Origin of the sequence: Pimelobacter simplex (genome assembly GCF_900114845.1) — a bacterium.
Lineage (GTDB): Bacteria > Actinomycetota > Actinomycetes > Propionibacteriales > Nocardioidaceae > Nocardioides > Nocardioides simplex.
The window spans coordinates 1320584-1338942 of sequence record NZ_FOUK01000001.1 but is presented as its reverse complement, the minus strand read 5'-3'; the positions used below and the strand labels follow the sequence as shown (position 1 = coordinate 1338942).

Here is an 18359-nt window from a genome sequence, read left to right as displayed (position 1 = left end):
GCGCGCTGTCGAGGCGGCGACGGCGCGAGGCGGCTCGGCGGCCAGACCGTCCGGTGGGTCGGCGCGAGCGCGGCTTCGCCGACGCGAGGGCAGCAAGCTGCCCGGAGATCGGCTCTCGCCGCGCTGCCGCGCACGCTGTCGAGGCGGCGACGGCGCGAGGCCGCTCGGCGGCCAGACCGTCCGGTGGGCGGCGCGCCGGGTGCTACGTGAGGTCGTGGCGGCCCTGATCCTTCAGGGCCGCCACGACCTTCTTCACTTCCTGCGCCCGTGCCCGCGTGGTCACCAGCAGCGCGTCCGGGGTGTCGACGACGACGACGTCGTCCAGCCCGATCACCGCGACCACCCGCCCCGAGCGCGGGACGACGATCCCGCTGGCGCCGATCACCTGCGCGAGCGAGGAGTCGCCGAGGATCGTGCAGTCCTCCTCGTCGCCGAGGAGTCCGGCGAGGGAGTCGAAGTCGCCGACGTCGTCCCAGCCGAAGGCGCCGGGGATGGTGACGACGCGGCCGGCCGCGGCGGCGGGCTCGGCGACGGCGTGGTCGATGGCGATCCGGGGCAGCCGGTCCCACAGCTCGGGGAGGCGGCCGGGCTCGGCGGCGATGGTGCGGAGGTTCGCGGCGAAGGTGGGGTCCTGCTCGGCGAGGAGGTCGAGCAGCACCGTCGGGCGGACGACGAACATGCCGGCGTTCCAGCGGTAGCTGCCGGTGGCGAGGTACTCCTCGGCGACGGGCACCGAGGGCTTCTCGACGAACTCGACGACCTGACGCGCGGTGGGGTGACCGGCGAGGGGGTCGCCCTGGCGGACGTAGCCGAAGGCGGACGACGGGAAGGTGGGCTCGATGCCGATGGTGACGAGCCAGCCGTCGCGGGCGGCGGCGACGGCCTCGGCGACGGCGGCGCGGAAGGCGGCAGCGTCGGGGATGACGTGGTCGGCGGCGAAGGAGCCCATCACCTCGGCGCCGCGGTGCTCCAGGATCGCGGCGGCGAGTCCGATCGCGGCCATCGAGTCGCGGGCCGAGGGCTCGGCGACGACGGCGTCGCCGGGGAGGCCGGTGAGCTGACCCCGGACGGCGTCCTCGTGGGCGGCTCCGGTGACGACGAGCAGGCGCTCGGCGACGAGGGGCGCGAGCCGGTCGCGGGTCTGCTCGAGCAGGGAGTGGCCGGTGCCGGTGAGGTCGTGCAGGAACTTCGGTGAGCCCGAGCGGGACAGGGGCCACAGGCGGGTACCGGCGCCGCCGGCGGGAACGACTGCCCAGAAGCCCGGGATCTCGTCAGCGACCATGGGCGGCACCCTATCCTCGGGCTCGTGACCACCTTCGCCGCCGTCCTCGCCCAGCGCCTGCGCCAGGATCCCGGGAAGCCGCTGGTGACCTTCTACGACCACGCGACCGGCGAGCGGGTCGAGCTGTCGACGACGACGTGGGCCAACTGGGTGGCCAAGGCCGGCTCGCTGCTCGTCGACGAGCTCGGGCTCGAGCGCGGCGACCGGATCGCCGTCGACCTCCCGCCGCACTGGCTGGGCACCGTCTTCCTGGGGGCCGCCTGGAGCGCCGGGCTGGCCGTCGTCCCGGTGGACGACGACGGGCTCGCGGCCGTCGTCTGCGGCCCGGACACGCTCGAGCGGTGGGGCCCGCAGGCCGCGGACCTCGTCGTCCTCGCGTGCGCGCTGCTGCCGCTGGGGGTGCGCTTCGCCGAGCCGCTGCCGGCCGGGGTGCACGACGTCGGCGTGGAGATCTGGTCCCAGCCGGACGCTTTCGTCGCGTGGGACCCGGCCACCCCCGACGACCTGGCCCACGCCGGCCCGGGGGGCGAGCTCGACCAGGCGGCGCTGTGGACGGCGGCGGCCGCCGGCCGGTTGTCCGGCGGCGGCCGCCTGCTGTCGGTCGCCGACCCCGTTGCGGAGCCGATGACCTTGAGTGAGCCGCTCGCACTCGGCGGGTCACTCGTCCTGGTCGCCCGGGCCGAGCCGCAGGAGCTCGAGGCGACGTACGTCGCCGAGCACGCCACGGCCCGCTTCCCCGCCTAGGCGACCAGGACAAGCCTGGTCGGGGGCTGCGTCCTCCTCCTCAGCCCGCCAGGTCGAACTTCGGCCGGGTGGTGACGAGCACGGGCGTGCCGAGCTTGCCTCCGACCTGGGGCACCAGGTAGACGCCCTTGGTGGTCTTGTTGCGGACGGCGACCAGCTTGGTCGTCGACCCGGGCATGGTGCCGAGACCGACGATCCAGTCCCAGCTGGCGGCCGCGGTGCTGATGGTCGCCGCCGAGCTCCAGCCGCCCGGCCCGTTGCCGCGGTAGAGGACGAGCGAGCTGCCGTTGCGGACCAGGCTGTCGGGCGCGCCGTCGGTGTCCCACAGGCCGACGCCGATCTGCTGGGTGCCCGTCACCGCGCTGTACGCCGGGTAGCTGGGCGAGACGCCGGCGAGGCCGCGTCCGGGGTAGATCCGCATCCGGTCGCCCTTGGGCTGGCCCATGAGGTCCGGGTAGCCGTCGCCGGTGACGTCGCCGACGGAGGCGAGCATCTTGACGCCCTTGAAGCTCCCCGGCAGCGCGACGCCCGGGTAGAAGGTCGCTCCGGTACGGCCGCGGAACAGGATCGCCACCTTGTCGCTCTTGCGGATCGCGATGATGTCGTTGCGCCCGTCGCGGTCCCAGTCGCCGACCCGCATGATCTGCGAGGCCCACGGCGCGAAGATGTTGGTCTTCGTCCGGCCCGCGGTGCGCCAGGTGGTGCCCTTGCGGACGACGTCGAGCAGCATCAGCCGGCCGTTGCTGGTCTTGCGGGCGAGCAGGTCGGGGTTGGCGGTCCCGACGTAGTTGCCGATCATGTCGCGCCCGGACCAGCCCTTCTGGGCCTTCGCGGCGAGCGAGCGGATCGTGCCGAGCTGGGCGTACAGGTAGCGGCCCGGGCACGCCGTCGAGCCGGCGTCGCGGTGGCCGTTGATCGCCTTGAACTTCTTGCTGCCGACCAGCTGGCTGGTCGACGCGGCGTTCACCCCGTGCAGCGACAGCTTCCAGGCGAACAGGGCGCCGTACGCGTTGATCATGGCCGAGCTCGGCTGGGCGATGTCGTAGTTGCCGATCGCCGACATCGCGAACGAGTAGTTGTTGTACCCCTGCGTGTGCGCACCCACGACGGGACGGTCGACGCCGCCCGCGCGGCCCTCCCAGATCCGGCCGAAGCGGTCGACGAGGAAGTTGTAGCCGATGTCGCTCCACCCGCGCGAGCGCACGTGGTAGCTGTAGATGCCGCGGATGATCCCGGGCACCTGGCTCTTCGTGTAGTCGTTCGCGTTCACCGTGTGGTGGACGAATCCGGCGCGCACCTCGTAGTACTGCGGCGGGGTCTTGTCGCGCAGCCGCTCGTCGGCGCCCCACTGGGCACGCGAGTAGATCTGCGGCTTGGGCGTGGTGACCGCGGCCTGGAGCTCGAGCCCGTCACCCTCTCCGCCGGTTCCGTCGTCCCCACCGTCGGTCGCCGGCGGCGTGCTCGGGGCGTCGCCGGCCGGCGTGCCCGGCGCGGCGAGGCGCGCGGTGTCGATCGCGGGCTTCTCCTGGGCGGTGGCGTCCGGCGTCCCCGGGTCGATGACGGCGAGCTTCATGTCCGCGGGCGGGGCGGTCTTGGTGGTGGTCACCTGGACCTGGACCTGGTCGACGTCGCCCACGAGGACGGCGTCGGTGCCCGGGCGGGCCTGCTTGCCCTCCGCGCTGCGCGGGTCGGGGCCGTGGTCGTCGTGGTACTCCGCCGCGGTCCAGCCGCTCCACGCGCCGCCGCCGGTCCGGGTGCGGACCTTGACCGCGATCGCGTCGTCCGGGACCACGGCCGCGTCGTGCGCCCAGGTCACACCGACCGTCCCGTACCCCGACACCGGCAGCGCGCCGCTGGTCACGGTGTCCCCGCCCCCACTGCGGGGAGCGGTCGTGCCGCGGAGCGCCACCCGCCCGTGGACCCCGTTGGCCGGAGCGGTGAGCGGGTACTCGGTGACCTCCGGGTCGACCTCCGCGGTCGGCACGGTCGCCGACTGCAGCGCGACCTCCGCCTCGGCGGTGCGGGCACCCGCGGTGGCAGCGCCCTCGGGCTGCGCGGGACGGACGTCCATGGTCACCGTGCGCGCGGCCGGCGTGAGGACGGCGACGACGACCGCCAGCGCGAACAGCTGCTGGCACAGCGTCACGAACCGCCCTCGGCGGGTGCGCTCAGGGATCTCCGTGGGGTACGGCGACATGATCAAGCTCCAGACGTGTGTGGCGGGGAAGGAGTCACACGAGTAGCAACTTTCACATGCGTCACAGGAGCCTGGGAAGACCTCGTGAGTAACTACATCGCTGTAATTTCCAGTCGACACGCCGATCGTTGCCAGATTTCTGATCGGCCCTCCGGGGGCCGGGCTGAGGAGCCGTCGTCACCGGCATGCCATGATGCGGACGTCGTAGCCGCTCGACTCTCGGGAGCCCCCATGTCACGTCCCCTGCGCAACGCCCTCGCCCTGGCCGTCGCGACGCTCACCGTCGCCACCGCGGCCGGCACCGCCCCGGCGTACGCCGGCAGCCAGCACGCCCGGGACCGGGCCCGCGACGTCCGCACACTCGTCGACGAGGGCCAGCGCGGCGCGCCCGCCCGCAACGACTCCGCCCGCGACCTGCTCTCCGCCGACGCCCGGTTCGCCAAGAAGCGCCTGGTCGTCTCGGTCCGCTTCCGCAACCTCCGCTCGAGCGGCTTCGTGCTCTTCACCGACGTCCGCACGCCCACCGGCCGCTACCGGGTCCAGTACGACGCCGAGAGCACCCGCCCGTTCGTCACCGTCCACACCATCGGCGGCGCCACCAGCTCGTGCCGCACCACCGCTGTGCGCGCCAACCCCCGCACCGACCGGGTTCGCGTGGTCCTCCCCCGCATCTGCATCGGCGGCGGCAAGGCGACCTGGGCCAAGTTCGGCGCCCTCGCCCTCCACGAGCGCGCGGATGGCCGCTTCGCCGTCGACGACCTGCGCCGAGCCGACCGCGTGGACGTCTCCGCGACCGGCATCAAGCTCGGCCCCCGCATCCGCTACAACTGAGCGGCGGCGGGCCGCCAAGCCACCCCGCACCGCGCCCACGTCACCCGCGAGCGCGGCAGCGCGTCGAGAGCCGGCACCTCGGGCAGCTTGCTGCCTCTCCAAGCCGGCGAAGACGCGCTCGCGCCCGACAGCTCAGATGTCGTTGCCGATCTCGTCGTCGCCCAGCTCGTCCTGGTCGTCCGGCTCGTCGTAGTGCAGGTACTTGATGCCGCCCTCCGGGTCGCCGTCGTAGGCGAGCCGGCCCTTCTCCAAGACGATCACCCGGTCGCACATCTTCTGGACCGAGGCCGCCGCGTGGCTGACGTAGAAGAGGGTTCGCCCGCTGTTGCGGACCTCCTTCATCCGCTTCATGCACTTGGAGCGGAACGGCTTATCCCCGACCGCGAGCACCTCGTCGGCCAGGAAGATGTCGGAGTCGACGTGGATCGCGATCGCGAAGCCCAGACGTGCCTTCTGCCCCGACGAGTAGTGGCCTACGGGACCGTCGAGGGTCGGGCCGAGCTCGGCGAAGTCGACGATGGAGTCGAACTTGCGGCGGACCTCGGCCTCGCTCATGCCGAGGATGGCGGCGTTGAGGTAGAGGTTCTCGCGGCCGGAGAGCTGGTTGTGGAAGCCGGCGCCGGTGGCGATGAGGCCGGCGATCCGGCCGCGGGTGAGGATCTGGCCCTCGTCGGGGCGCATGACGCCGTTGATCATCTTGAGCAGCGTGCTCTTGCCGGAGCCGTTGAGTCCCATGATGCCGATGGACTCGCCCTGCTCGACGGTGAAGGAGACGTCGTCGACGGCCTTGAAGGTGTGCCCGGTCGCCCGGCCCTTGGCCTTGGCGACGGTGACCTCCTTGAAGGTCCGGTGGTAGCGGAGGGTGAAGAGCTTGGTGGCGTTCTCCACCACGATCGAGGTCGCCATGTCAGAGTCGCTCCGGGATCTTGTTCTCGAGCCGGCTGAAGACGAGCTGCGCGATCGCGAGCAGCACGAGGCTGGCGAGCAGCGCGAGCACGCCGACGAGCATCAGGTTGTCCGGCATGAGGCCGTCCTTGGCCTGCTGCTGGGGCGTGAGGGTGCCGGTCCAGAAGGCCCGCTGGAAGAGCAGGACGGCGTCCGCGATGGGGTTGAGCAGGAAGTACTGGGCGCCGGAGCCGAACTTCTCGTGGACCATCGAGTACGGGTACATCATCGTCACGCCGAAGCGGACGAAGTTGTTGAAGATGCTCACCGCGTTGCCGAAGTCGCTGAAGAAGACGTTGGCGGCGCTGAACATGAGGGCGCCGGCGATGCCGAGGGTGCCGATGATCGCGAGGGCGAGGACGAGGGCGGCGAGGCCCTCGGCGTCGGGCGTCCAGCCGCTGAGCGCGGCGGCGATGCCGAGGATCACGATCTGCGGGACGACGTGGTAGAGCGAGACGAGCATCGTCGCGACGGGGAACATCTCGCGTGGCATCGCCATCTTCACGACGAGGGCCCGGTTGCGCACGATGGAGCGGGTGCCGGCGCCGAAGGTCTCGTTGAAGAAGTGGACGATGATCAGGGCCGCGAACAGGTGGATCGGGAAGTTCGGGACGCCGCGGTGCTGGCCGAGGATGACGCCGATCACGAACCAGTAGATGAAGAACTGCGACAGCGGGTTGATGTAGGACCAGAGCAGCCCCAGGAACGAGCCCTGGTAGCGCGCGCTGATCTCCCGCTGGACGAGCAGCTTGAGCAGGTAGCGCCGGTGGAAGACGGCGAACAGCCCGTTGTCGGCCGACGGCGGCCGCAGTGGCGGCAGCTCGGCCTCGTCCGCGGGCACCTTCTCGGCGGCCTCAGTCATCGGCACCTCCGTCGGTCCAGGGGGCGAAGGTCTTCTCCCAGGTCTCGGGAGAGGTGATGTCGCCGAGTGCGTCACGGTACTGCTGGGCCAGTTCGTCCCACTCGCGACGGTAGCGCGCGTGGATGGCGAGGGTGCGCTTGACCAGGTCCTTGAAGCGCTCGTTGTCGCGGACGTAGAGCGCGGCCGAGGTGCCGTCGTTCATCGAGACGACGGCCGAGTCGAAGGACGCGAGCCGGTACCACTTGGCGTCCATGGCCCGGATCTCGACCTCGGGGAACTCCCGGGAGAGGCTGCGCGGCTTCTTCAGGTGCCGGATCGGAGCCAGGCCCGCGGTGATGAGCTGTGCCTTGCGGCTGGGCACCTCGGTGAGGTCCTTGCCCTTGCGCGGCGGCTTCTCGCGGCGGATCGGCGGGAAGTCGGCGTTGTCGGCGTGCAGCTGGGCGTCGCTGAACTGCTTGCGGAAGGCATTGACCTCGGCGAGCCGCGTGGGCAGCATGTCGTGCAGCGCGTGCGGCCCGGCGAGCACGTCCTCGAGCGCCATGAGCCGCAGCTCGGCGGTCGAGTACTGCATCGACACGAGGTGCGCGAGCTGGTGGTTGATGCTCTCGCGGATCATCCGGCCGCCACGCGGGTACGTCGAGTGGAGCAGCGCCGCGACGAAGCGGTTGCGCAGGTGGAAGTAGGCCTGCCAGTCGACGGCGTCGTTCTTGTCGCTCCACGGCACGTGCCACACCGCGGCACCCGGGAAGGTGACGGTCGGGTAGCCGGCGGCCTTGGCGCGCAGGCCGTACTCGCTGTCGTCCCACTTGATGAAGAGCGGCAGCGAGAGGCCGATCTCCTCGATCACCTGGCGCGGGATCAGGCACATGAACCAGCCGTTGAAGTCGACGTCGACCCGCTTGTGCAGCCAGCGCGCGGAGCGCAGGTTGCGGGCGCCGAAGTCCCAGTCGTTGTAGCTGTCGAGCGGCGACATCCACCAGAAGCGCCACGGCTGGATGATCTCGCCGAAGCTGTGCAGCCGGCTCTTGGCGAAGAGGCTGAACATGTGGCCGCCCACGATCGTGGGACGGCGGGCCAGGTCGCCGAAGGTGACCGCGCGGATGATGCCCTCGGGCTCGCAGACGACGTCGTCGTCCATCATCATCGCGTAGGTCGCGGTGCCCTTGCGGACCGACTCGAGCTGGCCGCGGGCGTAGCCGCCGGAGCCGCCGAGGTTGCCCTGCTCGATGACGGTGAGCTTCGCCCCCAGCGCGTCCTGCGCGGCCGGGAAGAACTCGCTGCCGGTGACGGGCTGGGTGCCCTGCTCCATCACGAAGACCGTGTCGAGGTACGGCGCGAGCTCGGGGACGCCGAGCTGGCCGAGCAGCTCGGCGCAGAAGTCGGGGCGGTTCATCGTCGTGATCGCGAGGTCGACGGTGCCGTGCTCGGCGCGGTCGGCGGGGACCTCGGCGCTCCACTCGGCGGACTCGACGGTGACGTCGCCGTGGCCGGCCACGACGTCGTACCAGTACCAGCCGCCGTCGACGAAGGGGCCGAGCGACAGGTCGAAGCTGAGCGTGGTCGGGCCGTCGGCCTCGACGACGACGCTGTCGACCTTCTGCTGGCGGCCGTTGGCCATCGACTTGTTGACGATGACGGTCGCGCCGGCGCCGCGGACCGTGACGTCGAGGCGGACCTCCTTGACGACCGTCCAGCGCCGCCAGTAGCTGGCCGGGAAGGCGTTGAAGTAGGTGCCGAAGGAGAGCTTCTCGCCCGACGGCACCGCGACCGCGGTGCGCGAGAGCAGCTGGTCGGGACGGACGCCGCGCCCGCTCGACGTCTTCTGCCGGATGGAGGCGTTGTTGAGCTCCTTGGCCGCGCGCGAGCCGCCGACGACGTACTTGTCCTCGTCGAGGGTGGCCTCGTCGGGGTCGAGGTAGAGCGGCAGGACGTCGACATCGCTGTCGACGGGCAGGATCTGGCGCTGCAGCAGGCGGCGCACGGTCGCGGTCTCGCTCATGCGTCCACCCCGCCGCTCTTGAGCTCGGCCCCGTCGGCGAAGTGCGGGCGCAGCGTGTTGTCGTACATCGAGAGCGCGGAGGCGATGGCCATGTGCATGTCGAGGTACTTGTAGGTGCCGAGGCGGCCGCCGAAGAGCACCATCGGCTCGCGCTCGGCGAGATCGCGGTACTTCAGCAGCTTCTCGCGGTCCTCGGCCGTGTTGACCGGGTAGTACGGCTCGTCGGTGTCCTCGGCGAAGCGGCTGTACTCGCGCACGATGACCGTCTTGCCCTCGGGGTAGGAGCGCTCGGGGTGGAAGTGCTTGAACTCGTGGATCCGGGTGAAGTCGACGTCCGGGTCGGGGTAGTTCATCACCGAGCAGCCCTGGAAGTCGTCGACGTCGAGGACCTCGGGAACCAGGTCGACCGTGCGCCACGAGAGCCGGCCCTCGGAGTTGCCGAAGTACTCGTCGACCGGGCCGGTGTAGACGATCGGGACCTTGCCCTTGAACCGGTCGGCGACGTCGTCGGCGAGGAAGTCGGTCTCGAGCACGACCTCGATGTTGGGGTGGTCCGCCATCTTGGCGAGCCACGCGGCGTAGCCGTCGGTGGGCAGGCCCTCGTACTTGTCGTTGAAGTACCGGTTGTCGTAGGTGTAGCGCACCGGGAGCCGCGAGATGATGTCGGCCGAGAGCTCCTCGGGCGCGGTCTGCCACTGCTTCGCGGTGTAGTGCGCGATGAACGCCTCGTAGAGCGGGCGGCCGATGAGCGAGACGCCCTTCTCGACGAAGTTCTCCGGCTCCTTGTCGCCCAGCTCGCTCGCCTGCTCCTTGATCAGCGCGCGCGCCTCGGCCGGCGTGTACGCCGCGTCGAAGAACTGGTTGATCGTGCCGAGGTTGATCGGCAGCGGGTACACCTGCTGGTTGTGCGTCGAGTAGACGCGGTGCTGGTAGCCGGTGAACGTGGTGAACCGGTTGACGTACTCCCACACCCGCTCGTTGCTCGTGTGGAACAGGTGCGCGCCGTACTTGTGCACCTCGATGCCGGTCTCGGGCTCCGGCTCGCTGTAGGCGTTGCCGCCCAGGTGGGCGCGGCGCTCGATGACCAGGACCTGGAGCCCGAGGTCGTTGGCGCAGCGCTCGGCGATGGTCAGGCCGAAGAAGCCGGAGCCGACGACGACGAGGTCGGGGTTCGACGAGGGGAAAGACACGATCCGTGAGTCTACGGACTCGACAACCCCTTCCCCATTCGGGCGCGCTGTGCCTCCTTGGGGGAGGTGACGAATATCCTGTTCTGGTGTATCGACACCAGGAGAAGCGCCGGGGCGCACCGCTGTTCGCTCTGGCATGGCTCGCGGGGCTCGGTCTCGCGGTCCTGACCGTCGTCTTCTCGAAGCTCGAGGACATCCCGATCCGCGACCCCGACAGCGTGGTCCCGGGCTACATCCGCTTCCCCGCGATCGTCCTCGGCGCCATCGCGCTCGACGTCGTCCCCCGGACCTTCCTCGCCGCGGGCCGTCCGGGGGCGGGCTGGGCCGGCCGGATCGCGACGACGTTCCGGACCGTGCTCAAGGAGCGCTGGCCGCTCTCGCACTGGAAGTTCGCGCTGAATGGCGTGATCGCGTGGTACCTCTGCTACGCCGCCTTCCGCAACGTGAAGAGCATGGCGCCGTTCGTCCACGAGCGGAACTTCGACTCCCAGCTGGCCGACCTCGACAAGTTCCTGTTCGCCGGCCACGACCCGGCCGCCACGCTCCACGCCTGGTTCGGCACCGGCCTGGCCGCGCACTTCTTCTCGTCGGTCTACATCGTGTGGATCGCGCTGGTCCCGGTCTCGATCGCGATCGCCCTGGTCTGGACCAGGCAGACGCGCGCCGGCGAGTGGTACGTCACGGCGGTCGCCGTCGACTGGGCGCTCGGCGCGGTGCTCTACGTGCTCGTGCCGACCGTCGGCCCGATCTACTCCGACCGGGGCACGTTCGCGGGCCTGCCCGAGACCTACGTCACCCGGCTGGCGAACTCGATGTGGGACGACCGGGTCGCCACCATCAACAGTCACGGCGAGTCCGGGCTGCAGACGATCGCGGCGTTCGCCTCGCTGCACGTCGGCATCATGATGACGATCTGCCTCATCGTCCAGCTGGTCAAGCTCGCCCGCTGGGTGCGGATCACCGCCTGGACATTCTTCGGCCTCACCGTGCTCGCCACGGTCTACCTGGGCTGGCACTTCTTCGTCGACGTGATCGCCGGGGCCGCGCTGGGCGCGTTCGCGGTCTGGATCGCCGGCATCGCCACCGGCAACCGGGTGGGCCTGCGGGCCCGGCTCGTGCCCGACCCGGTCAGCGTGCCGGCGGGGTCCGCATCCCCCGAGCATCCCGGAGCGCTCGCGACACGTTCCGCGCCTCTGCCCGACCACCCCGCAGCGGACTGAGGACGACGACAGCCAGCGCCACCAGCCACGGCTTGAGCCGCACCAGCGCGTTCTCGCCGTAGCGGAAGTGCACCGCGAACAGGTTGCGGTACATGTAGTAGCCCTTCCACCCGGCCAGGTCGTGCTGCTGGTCGAAGTCGAGCTGGCGGACCAGGACGGCGTCGCGCACGGCGCGGATCGGGAAGCCCGCCCGCCGCGCACGGATGGCGAAGTCGACGTCGTCGTAGAAGATGAAGTACGACGCGTCGGGCAGCCCGATCCGGTCGATCACCTCGCGCCGGACCAGGAAGCCCTCGAAGGCGACGTTCTCGACCTCGACCGTGGCCGGCATCTCCGCCCGGGTGGCGTACGTCGAGTCGATGCTCGCGGTCTTGGGCCGGATGGCGAGCGGGTTGCGCAGGTCGAAGCGCAGCGCGGCCTTCTCGACGAGCGCGCCGGAGCGGTCCTCGCGCACCGCGATCAGGCAGGAGCCGTCGACCTCCAGGAGCCGGGTGAGGCAGTCGGGCGCGGGGACGACGTCGTCGTCCATCAGCCACATGACGTCGTAGCCCTGGTCGTAGGCCGTCTGCAGCCCGAGCCGGAAGCCGCCCGCGCCGCCGAGGTTGTCGGTGGTGTGGATCGCGACCAGCCCCGGGAGCCGGCTGGCCTCGAGCACCTCGCGGGTGTGGTCGCTGCTCGCGTTGTCGACCACCACGACCGCGTCGGGGGCGCGCTCGAGCCCGGCGAGGCCCTCGAGCATCCCGCGGAGCAGGTCGGCCCGGTTGTAGGTGACGACGACGACGGCGACCCGCTCGGCCGGCTCGGCGCTCACCGCAGGTACTTCCGGTGGCCGGTGAAGTCGCCCCGCAGCCCGGCCACGGCGGCGCGGGCGCTGAGCGGGATGCGCGCCGGCTGCGGCCGGGTGAACAGGTAGAACCACACGGTCTTGAGCCAGAACAGCAGCACGTGCACCCAGCCGCGGTAGGCGCGCAGGTTGAGCGTGTTGTTGCGGGCCATGCAGTAGTGCTTGAGGTCGCTCGGCGTGTGGTTGTACGTCGTGCGCCCGAACATCATGGGCGTGCCGAGGTCGTCGGTCGCCGGGTGCAGGAAGTGCGCGTCGACGACGGTCGCGATCCGGGCGCCGGCCGCCTGGGCACGCCAGAGGTACTCGACGTCGTCGCCCCAGATGAAGAACTCCTCGCGCGGCAGCCCGATCCGCTCGACCAGGTCGCGGGTCACGATCACGCCGTTGAACGGGATGACGACGTCGTCGATCAGCCCGTCGACCGCGGCCGCCTCGACGGCGGCCATCTCGTGCACCACGCGGGTCCCGCCCGGCAGCCGGATGGGGAAGCACAGCCGCGCGGGGTCCTGCTCGGCCAGCACCGCAGGCCCGCAGAACTCGAGCCCGTCGCGCTCGACGCGGTCGAGCAGCAGGTCGAGGCAGTCCGGGGCGGGGAGGCCGTCGTCGTCCATCAGCCAGACCAGGTCGGCACCCTCGCGCACCGCCCAGCCGAGGCCGTGGTGGAAGCCGCCAGCGCCGCCGGTGTTGGTGGCGAGCGTCTCGTGCACGACCAGCGGGTCGTCGAGCGAGGCGAGCCACTCCCCCGTGCCGTCGGTCGAGGCGTTGTCGACGACGAGGATCCGCTCGAGCCCGGCGACCTCGCGCAGCCGCGGGACGAGTCGCTGCAGCATCGCCAACCGGTTGAAGGTCACGATAACCGCCTGCACACGCACGGAGCAGACCCTATCCTCGGGCCATGGTGGACACCGACGACGCACCCCGGCTGTCCGACATCGGCGGCTACGGACGCTTCCTGCTGCGGAGCATGTCCCAGCGGGCGCGCGCCGCGGCCCAGCCGACCTTCCGCGCCGTCGTGGGCGAGCACCTCGGCGTGCCGACCGACGGGCTGGCGGTGGTCCGCGAGGCGTGGCCGGCCTACGAGCACGTCAACGTGCAGGCCGCCCTCGACGCGGTGCTCGACGAGGACCCGGGCGCCCAGGTGCTCGGCATGACCGGCCACCGGCACCACGGCCCGTTCGGGCTGGCCGAGCTGATCGGCGACGACCCGCACCAGGCCCAGTACGGGCCGCGGCCGGGCAATGTCACCCGCACCGCGCTGCCGAGCGGCCCGGGCGGCGCGACCCGGGAGTGCCTCCAGGCGGCGGTCGTCCTGCTCGGCGCCGGCCCGACGGCGTGCGCGCTCCTGCTGCTCGGCCCCGACGACGAGAGCGGCCGGAACCAGCTCGCCGTCGAGATCGTCGCCGCCGAGCCGGCCCGGGCCGAGGCGCTCGGGCTCCGGCTGCGCGACGAGGCGCTCGCGCGCAACGTCTACCGCGGCCAGGTGGTCTCGTTCGGCGCGAGCATGTTCGGCGAGCGCGGCTCGCTGCTGCGCTTCCACGAGCGCCCCACGATGGCGCCCGGCGACCTGGTGCTGCCGCCGTCCACCTTCGCCGACCTGCGCCGCCAGGTCGTCGGGGTGGCCCGCAACAGCGCCCGGCTGCGCGCGGCCGGCCAGCACCTCAAGCGCGGTCTGCTGCTCTACGGCCCGCCGGGCGTCGGCAAGACCCACTCGGTGCGCTACCTGGTCAGCGAGCTGACCGACACCACCGTGGTCGAGCTGACCGGCGACACGCTCCACGCGATCCGCGAGGCGTGCTCGATCGCGCGCGCCCTCCAGCCGTCGATGATCGTCGTCGAGGACGTCGACCTGATCGCCGAGGAGCGCAGCCACTACGGCGGCGAGACGCCGCTGCTGTTCACGCTGCTCAACGAGATGGACGGCCTCGACGAGGACGCCGACGTCGTCTTCCTGCTCACCACCAACCGCGCCGACCTGCTCGAGCCGGCGCTCGCCTCGCGTCCGGGCCGGGTCGACCAGGCCGTGCACATCGACCTCCCCGACCGGGAGTCGCGGCGCCGCCTGGTCGAGCTCTACCGCGGCGCGCTCGACATCGACCTGAGCCGGCTCGAGAGCGTGCTCGACCGGACCGACCGGGTGACCGCGTCCTTCCTCAAGGAGCTGCTGCGCCGCGCCGCCGTCGTCGCGGCCGAGCGGGACGGCGCGGCCGCGCCCGACGCGCCCCTGGCGGTCGGTGCCGACGACCTCGACACCGCGCTCGCCGACCTGCTCGACACCCGCAACCAGATGACCCGGGCCGTGCTGGGGTTCGGCGGCGAGGACCCCGACGACCCCGACGAGATGGCCTAGAGGCTGTCCGGGACGACGAGCGCGTCGGGGTCGAGCCGCGGCGGCACGCTGGCGAGCGCGACCTGGACCAGGGCGGTGCGGGCCTTGATCGTCACAGCGCGCCGCAGCCGGCCGCCGCCGTCGGCCGCGAGGCTCTCGACGACCTCGCTCACCTGGGCGTCGGTGTAGGTCGGCCGGGTGCCCGGCTCGACGTCGACGTCGGGTAGCGCGACGAGCACCGGCAGGATCTGGTTGCCGAGGGCGTCGAGGACCTGGAAGCGCTGGTAGCGGTCCATCTCGTCCCACACGGTGTCGATGTCGACGCCGCGCTTGCGGACCTTGCGGTCGGCGGCCACGACCTGCTTGGCCGCACCCGTCAGCGCCGCGGTCAGCTCGTGCTCGGTGAATCGCATGGCCCCAGGGTAGGTGGCCCGCGTCGCACCACTACCGTGGCACCCGTGGACACCGATGCTGTGCTGAGGCTCCTCCAGGACGTCGCCGCGGAGGTGATCACCCCCCGGTTCCGCCAGCTCCGCGACGACCAGGTCGCCGAGAAGAACCCGGGCGACCTGGTGACCGTGGCCGACCACGAGTCCGAGGTCCTCATCACGGCGGCGCTGCAGGCGGCGTACCCCGGCGCGCTCGTGCTGGGCGAGGAGGCGATGGCCTCCGACAAGACCCTGCTCGACCGCTTCGCCGAGGCCGACCACGCGTTCACCGTCGACCCGGTCGACGGCACCAAGAACTTCGTCAACGGCTCCCCCGACCACGCCGTCATGGTGGGCGAGGTGCGTGACGGCGAGGTGGTGCGGGGCTGGATCTGGCAGCCGCAGCACGAGAGGTCGTACGTCGCGGAGCGCGGCGCCGGCGCCTGGCTCAACGGCGAGCGGCTCACCGTCGCCGGCTCCGGCACGGCGCCCTACCGCACCGCGCGGCGGTCGTGGGTCGGGCGCGACCTGGTCGGCCTCGGCACCCTGCAGCTGACCTGGGCGTGCTGCGGCGTGGACTACCCGCACCTGATCGCGGGCGACGCCGCCGCGCTGCTCTACAACCGCAGCATGCCGTGGGACCACCTGCCCGGCTCGCTCATCCTCACCGAGGCCGGCGGCGCGATCGGCCGCCACGACGGCACCCCGCTGACCCCGCTCCGGCTCGACGGCGGGATCGTCGCGGCGCCCGACCGGGCGACGTACGACGCCGTGGTGGCCTCGCTGGCCGACCCCGGCTCGCTGCAGTAGCAGCGGAGCGGCTCGTCAGCAGGCGGCCGCGACGTCCTCGCTCTGGTTGGCCGCGTAGCCGTCGTTGCGCGAGCCCAGCGAGCCGCCGGTGACCTTCTGGCCGGAGGCCTTCTTCTTCTTGCCCGTGGCGGCGGGCTTGGCCTTGCCCTCGGCCTGGTCGATGGCGTCGGAGATCAGCTTGCGGACCTTCGCGATGTCCGGCTGGGCGGTGTTGATCTGCGGCGGGACGAGCGAGACGCTCGACACCTTCTGGTCCTTCGCGCGCAGGCCGAGCTTGGCGAAGTCGCCAAGCGCGCCGCCGGGGATGTCGGTCTTGATCATCGCGGAGGACGCCTTGGCGATCTCCTGGAAGTTCGCGAGCGCCTGCTGCGGGCTGAGCTGGGTGAGCATGGCGCTGAGGACGCACTTCTGGCGCGCCATCCGCGAGTAGTCGTCGGATCCCTCGCGGGCCCGGGCGAACCAGAGCGCGTCGTGGCCGTCGAGCTTGCGCTTGCCGGGCTCGATGTAGCCGGTGACGTCCTTGCCGAGGCCGCCGACCGGGATCCGGTCGCGGACGTTGAGGGTGACGCCGCCGAAGGCGTCGACGAGCCGCTCGAAGCCGCGCAGGTTGACCATCACCCAGTAGTTCATCCGCAGCCCGGTGATGCCCTCGACGGCCTGGACGGTGGCGTCGATCGTGGGGTGCGCGGAGCCCTTGAAGAGCTGCTTGTGGTCGCCGGCCCAGGTGCCGACGCCGTTGAGGTAGCAGCCGTCGCAGCTGTAGCCGTCGGGGAACTGCTCGTCCATCACGCTGCCCTTGCGGAACGGGAAGTTCTGCATGTTGCGGGGCAGGCCGATCATCACCGTGCGACCGGTCTGGGCGTCGATCGAGGCGACGGTCATCGAGTCCGGGCGCAGGCCCCACCGGTCGGTGCCGGAGTCGCCGCCGATGAGCAGGACGTTGTAGCGGCCGTCGTGGGCGGCGCCGAGGTCGCCGCTGGTGAACATGGTCAGGAAGTCGCGCTGCACGGCGGCCAGGTGGGCGCCGAAGAGCATCGCGCCCGCCACCGAGAAGCAGAGGATGCCGTTGACGCCGACGACCGCGCGCCGGTGCGGCAGGCGCAGGCTGAGCGGCTGCCCGAGGCGCCAGGCGTCGACGAAGAGCGCGGCCCAGGCGACGGCGCCGATGATCAGGTAGAGCCGGATGACGAGCATCACCGTCGCGTTGAGCGCGAGGTCGAGGCCGAAGTCGGGGTGGGTCGAGGTCCAGCCGACGACGACCAGCAGGGTGAGCAGCGAGCCCAGCCACACCCGGACCGCGATCCGGCCGACCTGGCGGTTGCCGGCGACGAGCTGGGCCGAGCCCGGCACGACCAGGGTGAAGCCCATCAGGGTCAGCGCGCGGCGGAAGCGGACCCGCGCGGCGCGGTCGTCGACGCCGACCGGGGTCGGTGCCCAGCGCTCGGCGGCGGCCTCGTCGCGCGGGGCGCGCACGCTGTCGTTGGTCCGGCGGTCGAGACCGCCCTGCCGGCGCCGCCGGGCCCGGGCCCGCGCCTCGTGACGCTCGCGACGTCGCGCGTCGGCGGATCCGGGCTGCTGCACCCGCCCAGTATCACCAGTCCCACACGTCACACCGGGCGCGACGCGCCGCGACCCCGCAGACGCGGGGCCCGCTCAGGCCGCGGTGGCGACGCCGGCGAGCCGGGCGATCTCGTCGACCGAGGCGTTGCCGCCCGTGCACATGACCGCGACCGGGCCCGACGGCCACTCGTGCGCGGCGCGCGCTCCGGCGAGCGCGGCGGCGCCGGCGCCCTCGGCCAGGGTGTGGGCACAGGTGGCGCGCAGCCGGGCCGCGTCGTCGATGGCGGCGTCGTCGACGAGGACGAAGTCGTCGAGCCGGGCGCGCAGGACCTCCTGCGTGCGGGGGTAGCCGGTGGTCGTCGCGAGCCCCGCGGCGCGCGTGGTCGCGGGCGCGGTCTCGATGGTGCCGCTGCGCCACGAGCGCCAGCCCGCCGGCGCGGCGGACGACTGGACGCCGATCACCCGGCACCGCGGCGCGAGCGCGTCCCGGGCCAGGCAGGCGCCGGCAGCACCGGTGCCGCTGCCGACCGGGACGAAGACGGCGCTCAGCTCCGGCGCCTGGCCGAACAGCTCGAGGTAGGCCGTCGCGTGGCCCAGCACGATCCGCTCGTCGGTGGGGCACACGAATGCGGCGCCCGTCGTGGCGGCCAGCCCCCGGGCGTGCTCGGCGGCCTCCCCCAGGCTGGTCCCGGCGAGCACGACCTCGGCGCCCAGCGCCCGCACCGCGTCGCGCTTGCTCGCGGGGGCGCCGGCCGGCATCACGATGGTGGCGCGGACGCCGGCCAGGCGGGCGCCGTACGCGACGGACTGGGCGTGGTTGCCGGTCGAGCAGGTGACCAGGCCGTGCGCGCGCTCGGCGTCGGTCAGCCGCACCGCGAGGTGGACGCCGCCGCGGACCTTGAAGGCCCCGGTCGGCAGCACGTTCTCGTGCTTGACCAGCACCGCGCGGCCGTCGAGCGCCTGGTCGAGCAGCGGGTGGGACTGCAGCGGGGTCGCCGGCAGCTCCTGCCGCACGATCTCGGCGGCGGTGCGGACGTCGTCGAAGCGCAGCATGGGTCCATCGTCCGGCAGCGGGCACCCATCGGTCCAATAGTTCCTTTCGAGCGTTTCCATCGACATGG

The 18359-nt window shown here is 72.0% G+C and carries 16 protein-coding genes; 5 read left to right on the top strand and 11 right to left on the bottom strand.

The window, feature by feature from the left end:
* Nucleotides 1-202 precede the first annotated feature (202 nt).
* Nucleotides 203-1282, bottom strand: a complete 1080-nt coding sequence (locus BM223_RS06530; protein WP_038680688.1) for a mannose-1-phosphate guanylyltransferase — start codon at nucleotides 1280-1282, stop codon at nucleotides 203-205.
* A gap of 24 nt (nucleotides 1283-1306) precedes the next feature.
* Between BM223_RS06530 and BM223_RS06525 the strand changes: the two genes are divergently transcribed.
* Nucleotides 1307-2026, top strand: coding sequence for a TIGR03089 family protein (locus BM223_RS06525; RefSeq protein WP_038680690.1), 720 nt, complete (start codon nucleotides 1307-1309; stop codon nucleotides 2024-2026).
* Between the two features lie 40 nt (nucleotides 2027-2066).
* Here the strand turns inward: BM223_RS06525 and BM223_RS06520 are convergent, their stop codons facing one another.
* On the bottom strand, nucleotides 2067-4223 hold the full coding sequence (locus BM223_RS06520) for an N-acetylmuramoyl-L-alanine amidase (protein ID WP_052138899.1): 2157 nt from the start codon (nucleotides 4221-4223) through the stop codon (nucleotides 2067-2069).
* Nucleotides 4224-4454: 231 nt separating this feature from the next.
* Here BM223_RS06520 and BM223_RS06515 point away from each other — a divergent pair, with 231 nt between their 5' ends.
* Nucleotides 4455-5054, top strand: a complete 600-nt coding sequence (locus tag BM223_RS06515) for a hypothetical protein (protein WP_038680691.1) — start codon at nucleotides 4455-4457, stop codon at nucleotides 5052-5054.
* A 132-nt stretch (nucleotides 5055-5186) separates the two neighbouring features.
* Here BM223_RS06515 and BM223_RS06510 read toward each other — a convergent pair whose 3' ends face one another.
* The 4 genes from BM223_RS06510 to glf are packed head-to-tail and all read right to left on the bottom strand — an operon-like array spanning nucleotide 5187 to nucleotide 10050.
* Nucleotides 5187-5960 carry an ABC transporter ATP-binding protein gene (locus BM223_RS06510; protein ID WP_038680694.1) on the bottom strand — a complete coding sequence of 258 codons (774 nt, stop codon included), beginning with the start codon at nucleotides 5958-5960 and terminating at the stop codon, nucleotides 5187-5189.
* A gap of 1 nt (nucleotide 5961) precedes the next feature.
* Nucleotides 5962-6861: an ABC transporter permease gene (locus BM223_RS06505; protein WP_052138900.1), complete on the bottom strand. Its 900-nt coding sequence runs from the start codon at nucleotides 6859-6861 to the stop codon at nucleotides 5962-5964.
* Nucleotides 6854-8860 (bottom strand): glycosyltransferase, encoded by a 2007-nt coding sequence (locus tag BM223_RS06500; protein ID WP_038680696.1) that lies wholly within the window; start codon nucleotides 8858-8860, stop codon nucleotides 6854-6856. The genes BM223_RS06505 and BM223_RS06500 overlap by 8 nt, the downstream gene beginning before the upstream one ends.
* The gene (gene glf / locus BM223_RS06495) at nucleotides 8857-10050 is read right to left on the bottom strand and encodes a UDP-galactopyranose mutase (RefSeq protein WP_038680698.1); all 1194 of its coding nucleotides are present in this window, start codon (nucleotides 10048-10050) and stop codon (nucleotides 8857-8859) included. The genes BM223_RS06500 and glf overlap by 4 nt, the downstream gene beginning before the upstream one ends.
* 86 nt (nucleotides 10051-10136) lie before the next feature.
* Here glf and BM223_RS06490 point away from each other — a divergent pair, with 86 nt between their 5' ends.
* Nucleotides 10137-11270 (top strand): phosphatase PAP2 family protein, encoded by a 1134-nt coding sequence (locus BM223_RS06490; RefSeq protein WP_038680699.1) that lies wholly within the window; start codon nucleotides 10137-10139, stop codon nucleotides 11268-11270.
* Here BM223_RS06490 and BM223_RS06485 read toward each other — a convergent pair.
* The gene (locus BM223_RS06485; protein WP_038680701.1) at nucleotides 11179-12081 is read right to left on the bottom strand and encodes a glycosyltransferase family 2 protein; all 903 of its coding nucleotides are present in this window, start codon (nucleotides 12079-12081) and stop codon (nucleotides 11179-11181) included. The two genes, BM223_RS06490 and BM223_RS06485, sit on opposite strands and share 92 nt — an antisense overlap.
* On the bottom strand, nucleotides 12078-12980 hold the full coding sequence (locus tag BM223_RS06480) for a glycosyltransferase family 2 protein (protein ID WP_280522257.1): 903 nt from the start codon (nucleotides 12978-12980) through the stop codon (nucleotides 12078-12080). The genes BM223_RS06485 and BM223_RS06480 overlap by 4 nt, the downstream gene beginning before the upstream one ends.
* Nucleotides 12981-13009: 29 nt before the next feature.
* Here BM223_RS06480 and BM223_RS06475 point away from each other — a divergent pair, with 29 nt between their 5' ends.
* Nucleotides 13010-14461 carry an AAA family ATPase gene (locus BM223_RS06475; protein ID WP_052138901.1) on the top strand — a complete coding sequence of 484 codons (1452 nt, stop codon included), beginning with the start codon at nucleotides 13010-13012 and terminating at the stop codon, nucleotides 14459-14461.
* On the opposite strand, the gene BM223_RS06470 is transcribed toward BM223_RS06475, so the two are convergent.
* Complete coding sequence (locus tag BM223_RS06470; protein WP_038680704.1) at nucleotides 14458-14853, bottom strand: hypothetical protein; 396 nt, start codon at nucleotides 14851-14853, stop codon at nucleotides 14458-14460. The genes BM223_RS06475 and BM223_RS06470 overlap by 4 nt on opposite strands.
* A gap of 45 nt (nucleotides 14854-14898) precedes the next feature.
* Here BM223_RS06470 and BM223_RS06465 point away from each other — a divergent pair, with 45 nt between their 5' ends.
* The gene (locus BM223_RS06465) at nucleotides 14899-15678 is read left to right on the top strand and encodes an inositol monophosphatase family protein (protein ID WP_038680706.1); all 780 of its coding nucleotides are present in this window, start codon (nucleotides 14899-14901) and stop codon (nucleotides 15676-15678) included.
* 15 nt (nucleotides 15679-15693) lie between these two features.
* On the opposite strand, the gene BM223_RS06460 is transcribed toward BM223_RS06465, so the two are convergent.
* Together BM223_RS06460 and BM223_RS06455 are read right to left on the bottom strand one after the other, a co-directional pair.
* The gene (locus tag BM223_RS06460) at nucleotides 15694-17259 is read right to left on the bottom strand and encodes an LCP family protein (RefSeq protein WP_235318976.1); all 1566 of its coding nucleotides are present in this window, start codon (nucleotides 17257-17259) and stop codon (nucleotides 15694-15696) included.
* 72 nt (nucleotides 17260-17331) lie between these two features.
* Nucleotides 17332-18291, bottom strand: coding sequence for a threonine ammonia-lyase (locus BM223_RS06455; protein WP_052138902.1), 960 nt, complete (start codon nucleotides 18289-18291; stop codon nucleotides 17332-17334).
* Nucleotides 18292-18359 lie beyond the last annotated feature (68 nt).

What these genes read in the sequence shown, in the direction of transcription:
- BM223_RS06470 (WP_038680704.1), bottom strand. Translation starts at nt 14,853, where the DNA reads ATGCGATTCACCGAGCACGAGCTGACCGCGGCGCTGACGGGTGCGGCC.
- BM223_RS06455 (WP_052138902.1), bottom strand. Translation starts at nt 18,291, where the DNA reads ATGCTGCGCTTCGACGACGTCCGCACCGCCGCCGAGATCGTGCGGCAG.
- BM223_RS06500 (WP_038680696.1), bottom strand. Translation starts at nt 8,860, where the DNA reads ATGAGCGAGACCGCGACCGTGCGCCGCCTGCTGCAGCGCCAGATCCTG.
- BM223_RS06475 (WP_052138901.1), top strand. Translation starts at nt 13,010, where the DNA reads ATGGTGGACACCGACGACGCACCCCGGCTGTCCGACATCGGCGGCTAC.
- BM223_RS06520 (WP_052138899.1), bottom strand. Translation starts at nt 4,223, where the DNA reads ATGTCGCCGTACCCCACGGAGATCCCTGAGCGCACCCGCCGAGGGCGG.
- BM223_RS06505 (WP_052138900.1), bottom strand. Translation starts at nt 6,861, where the DNA reads ATGACTGAGGCCGCCGAGAAGGTGCCCGCGGACGAGGCCGAGCTGCCG.
- BM223_RS06515 (WP_038680691.1), top strand. Translation starts at nt 4,455, where the DNA reads ATGTCACGTCCCCTGCGCAACGCCCTCGCCCTGGCCGTCGCGACGCTC.
- BM223_RS06510 (WP_038680694.1), bottom strand. Translation starts at nt 5,960, where the DNA reads ATGGCGACCTCGATCGTGGTGGAGAACGCCACCAAGCTCTTCACCCTC.
- BM223_RS06530 (WP_038680688.1), bottom strand. Translation starts at nt 1,282, where the DNA reads ATGGTCGCTGACGAGATCCCGGGCTTCTGGGCAGTCGTTCCCGCCGGC.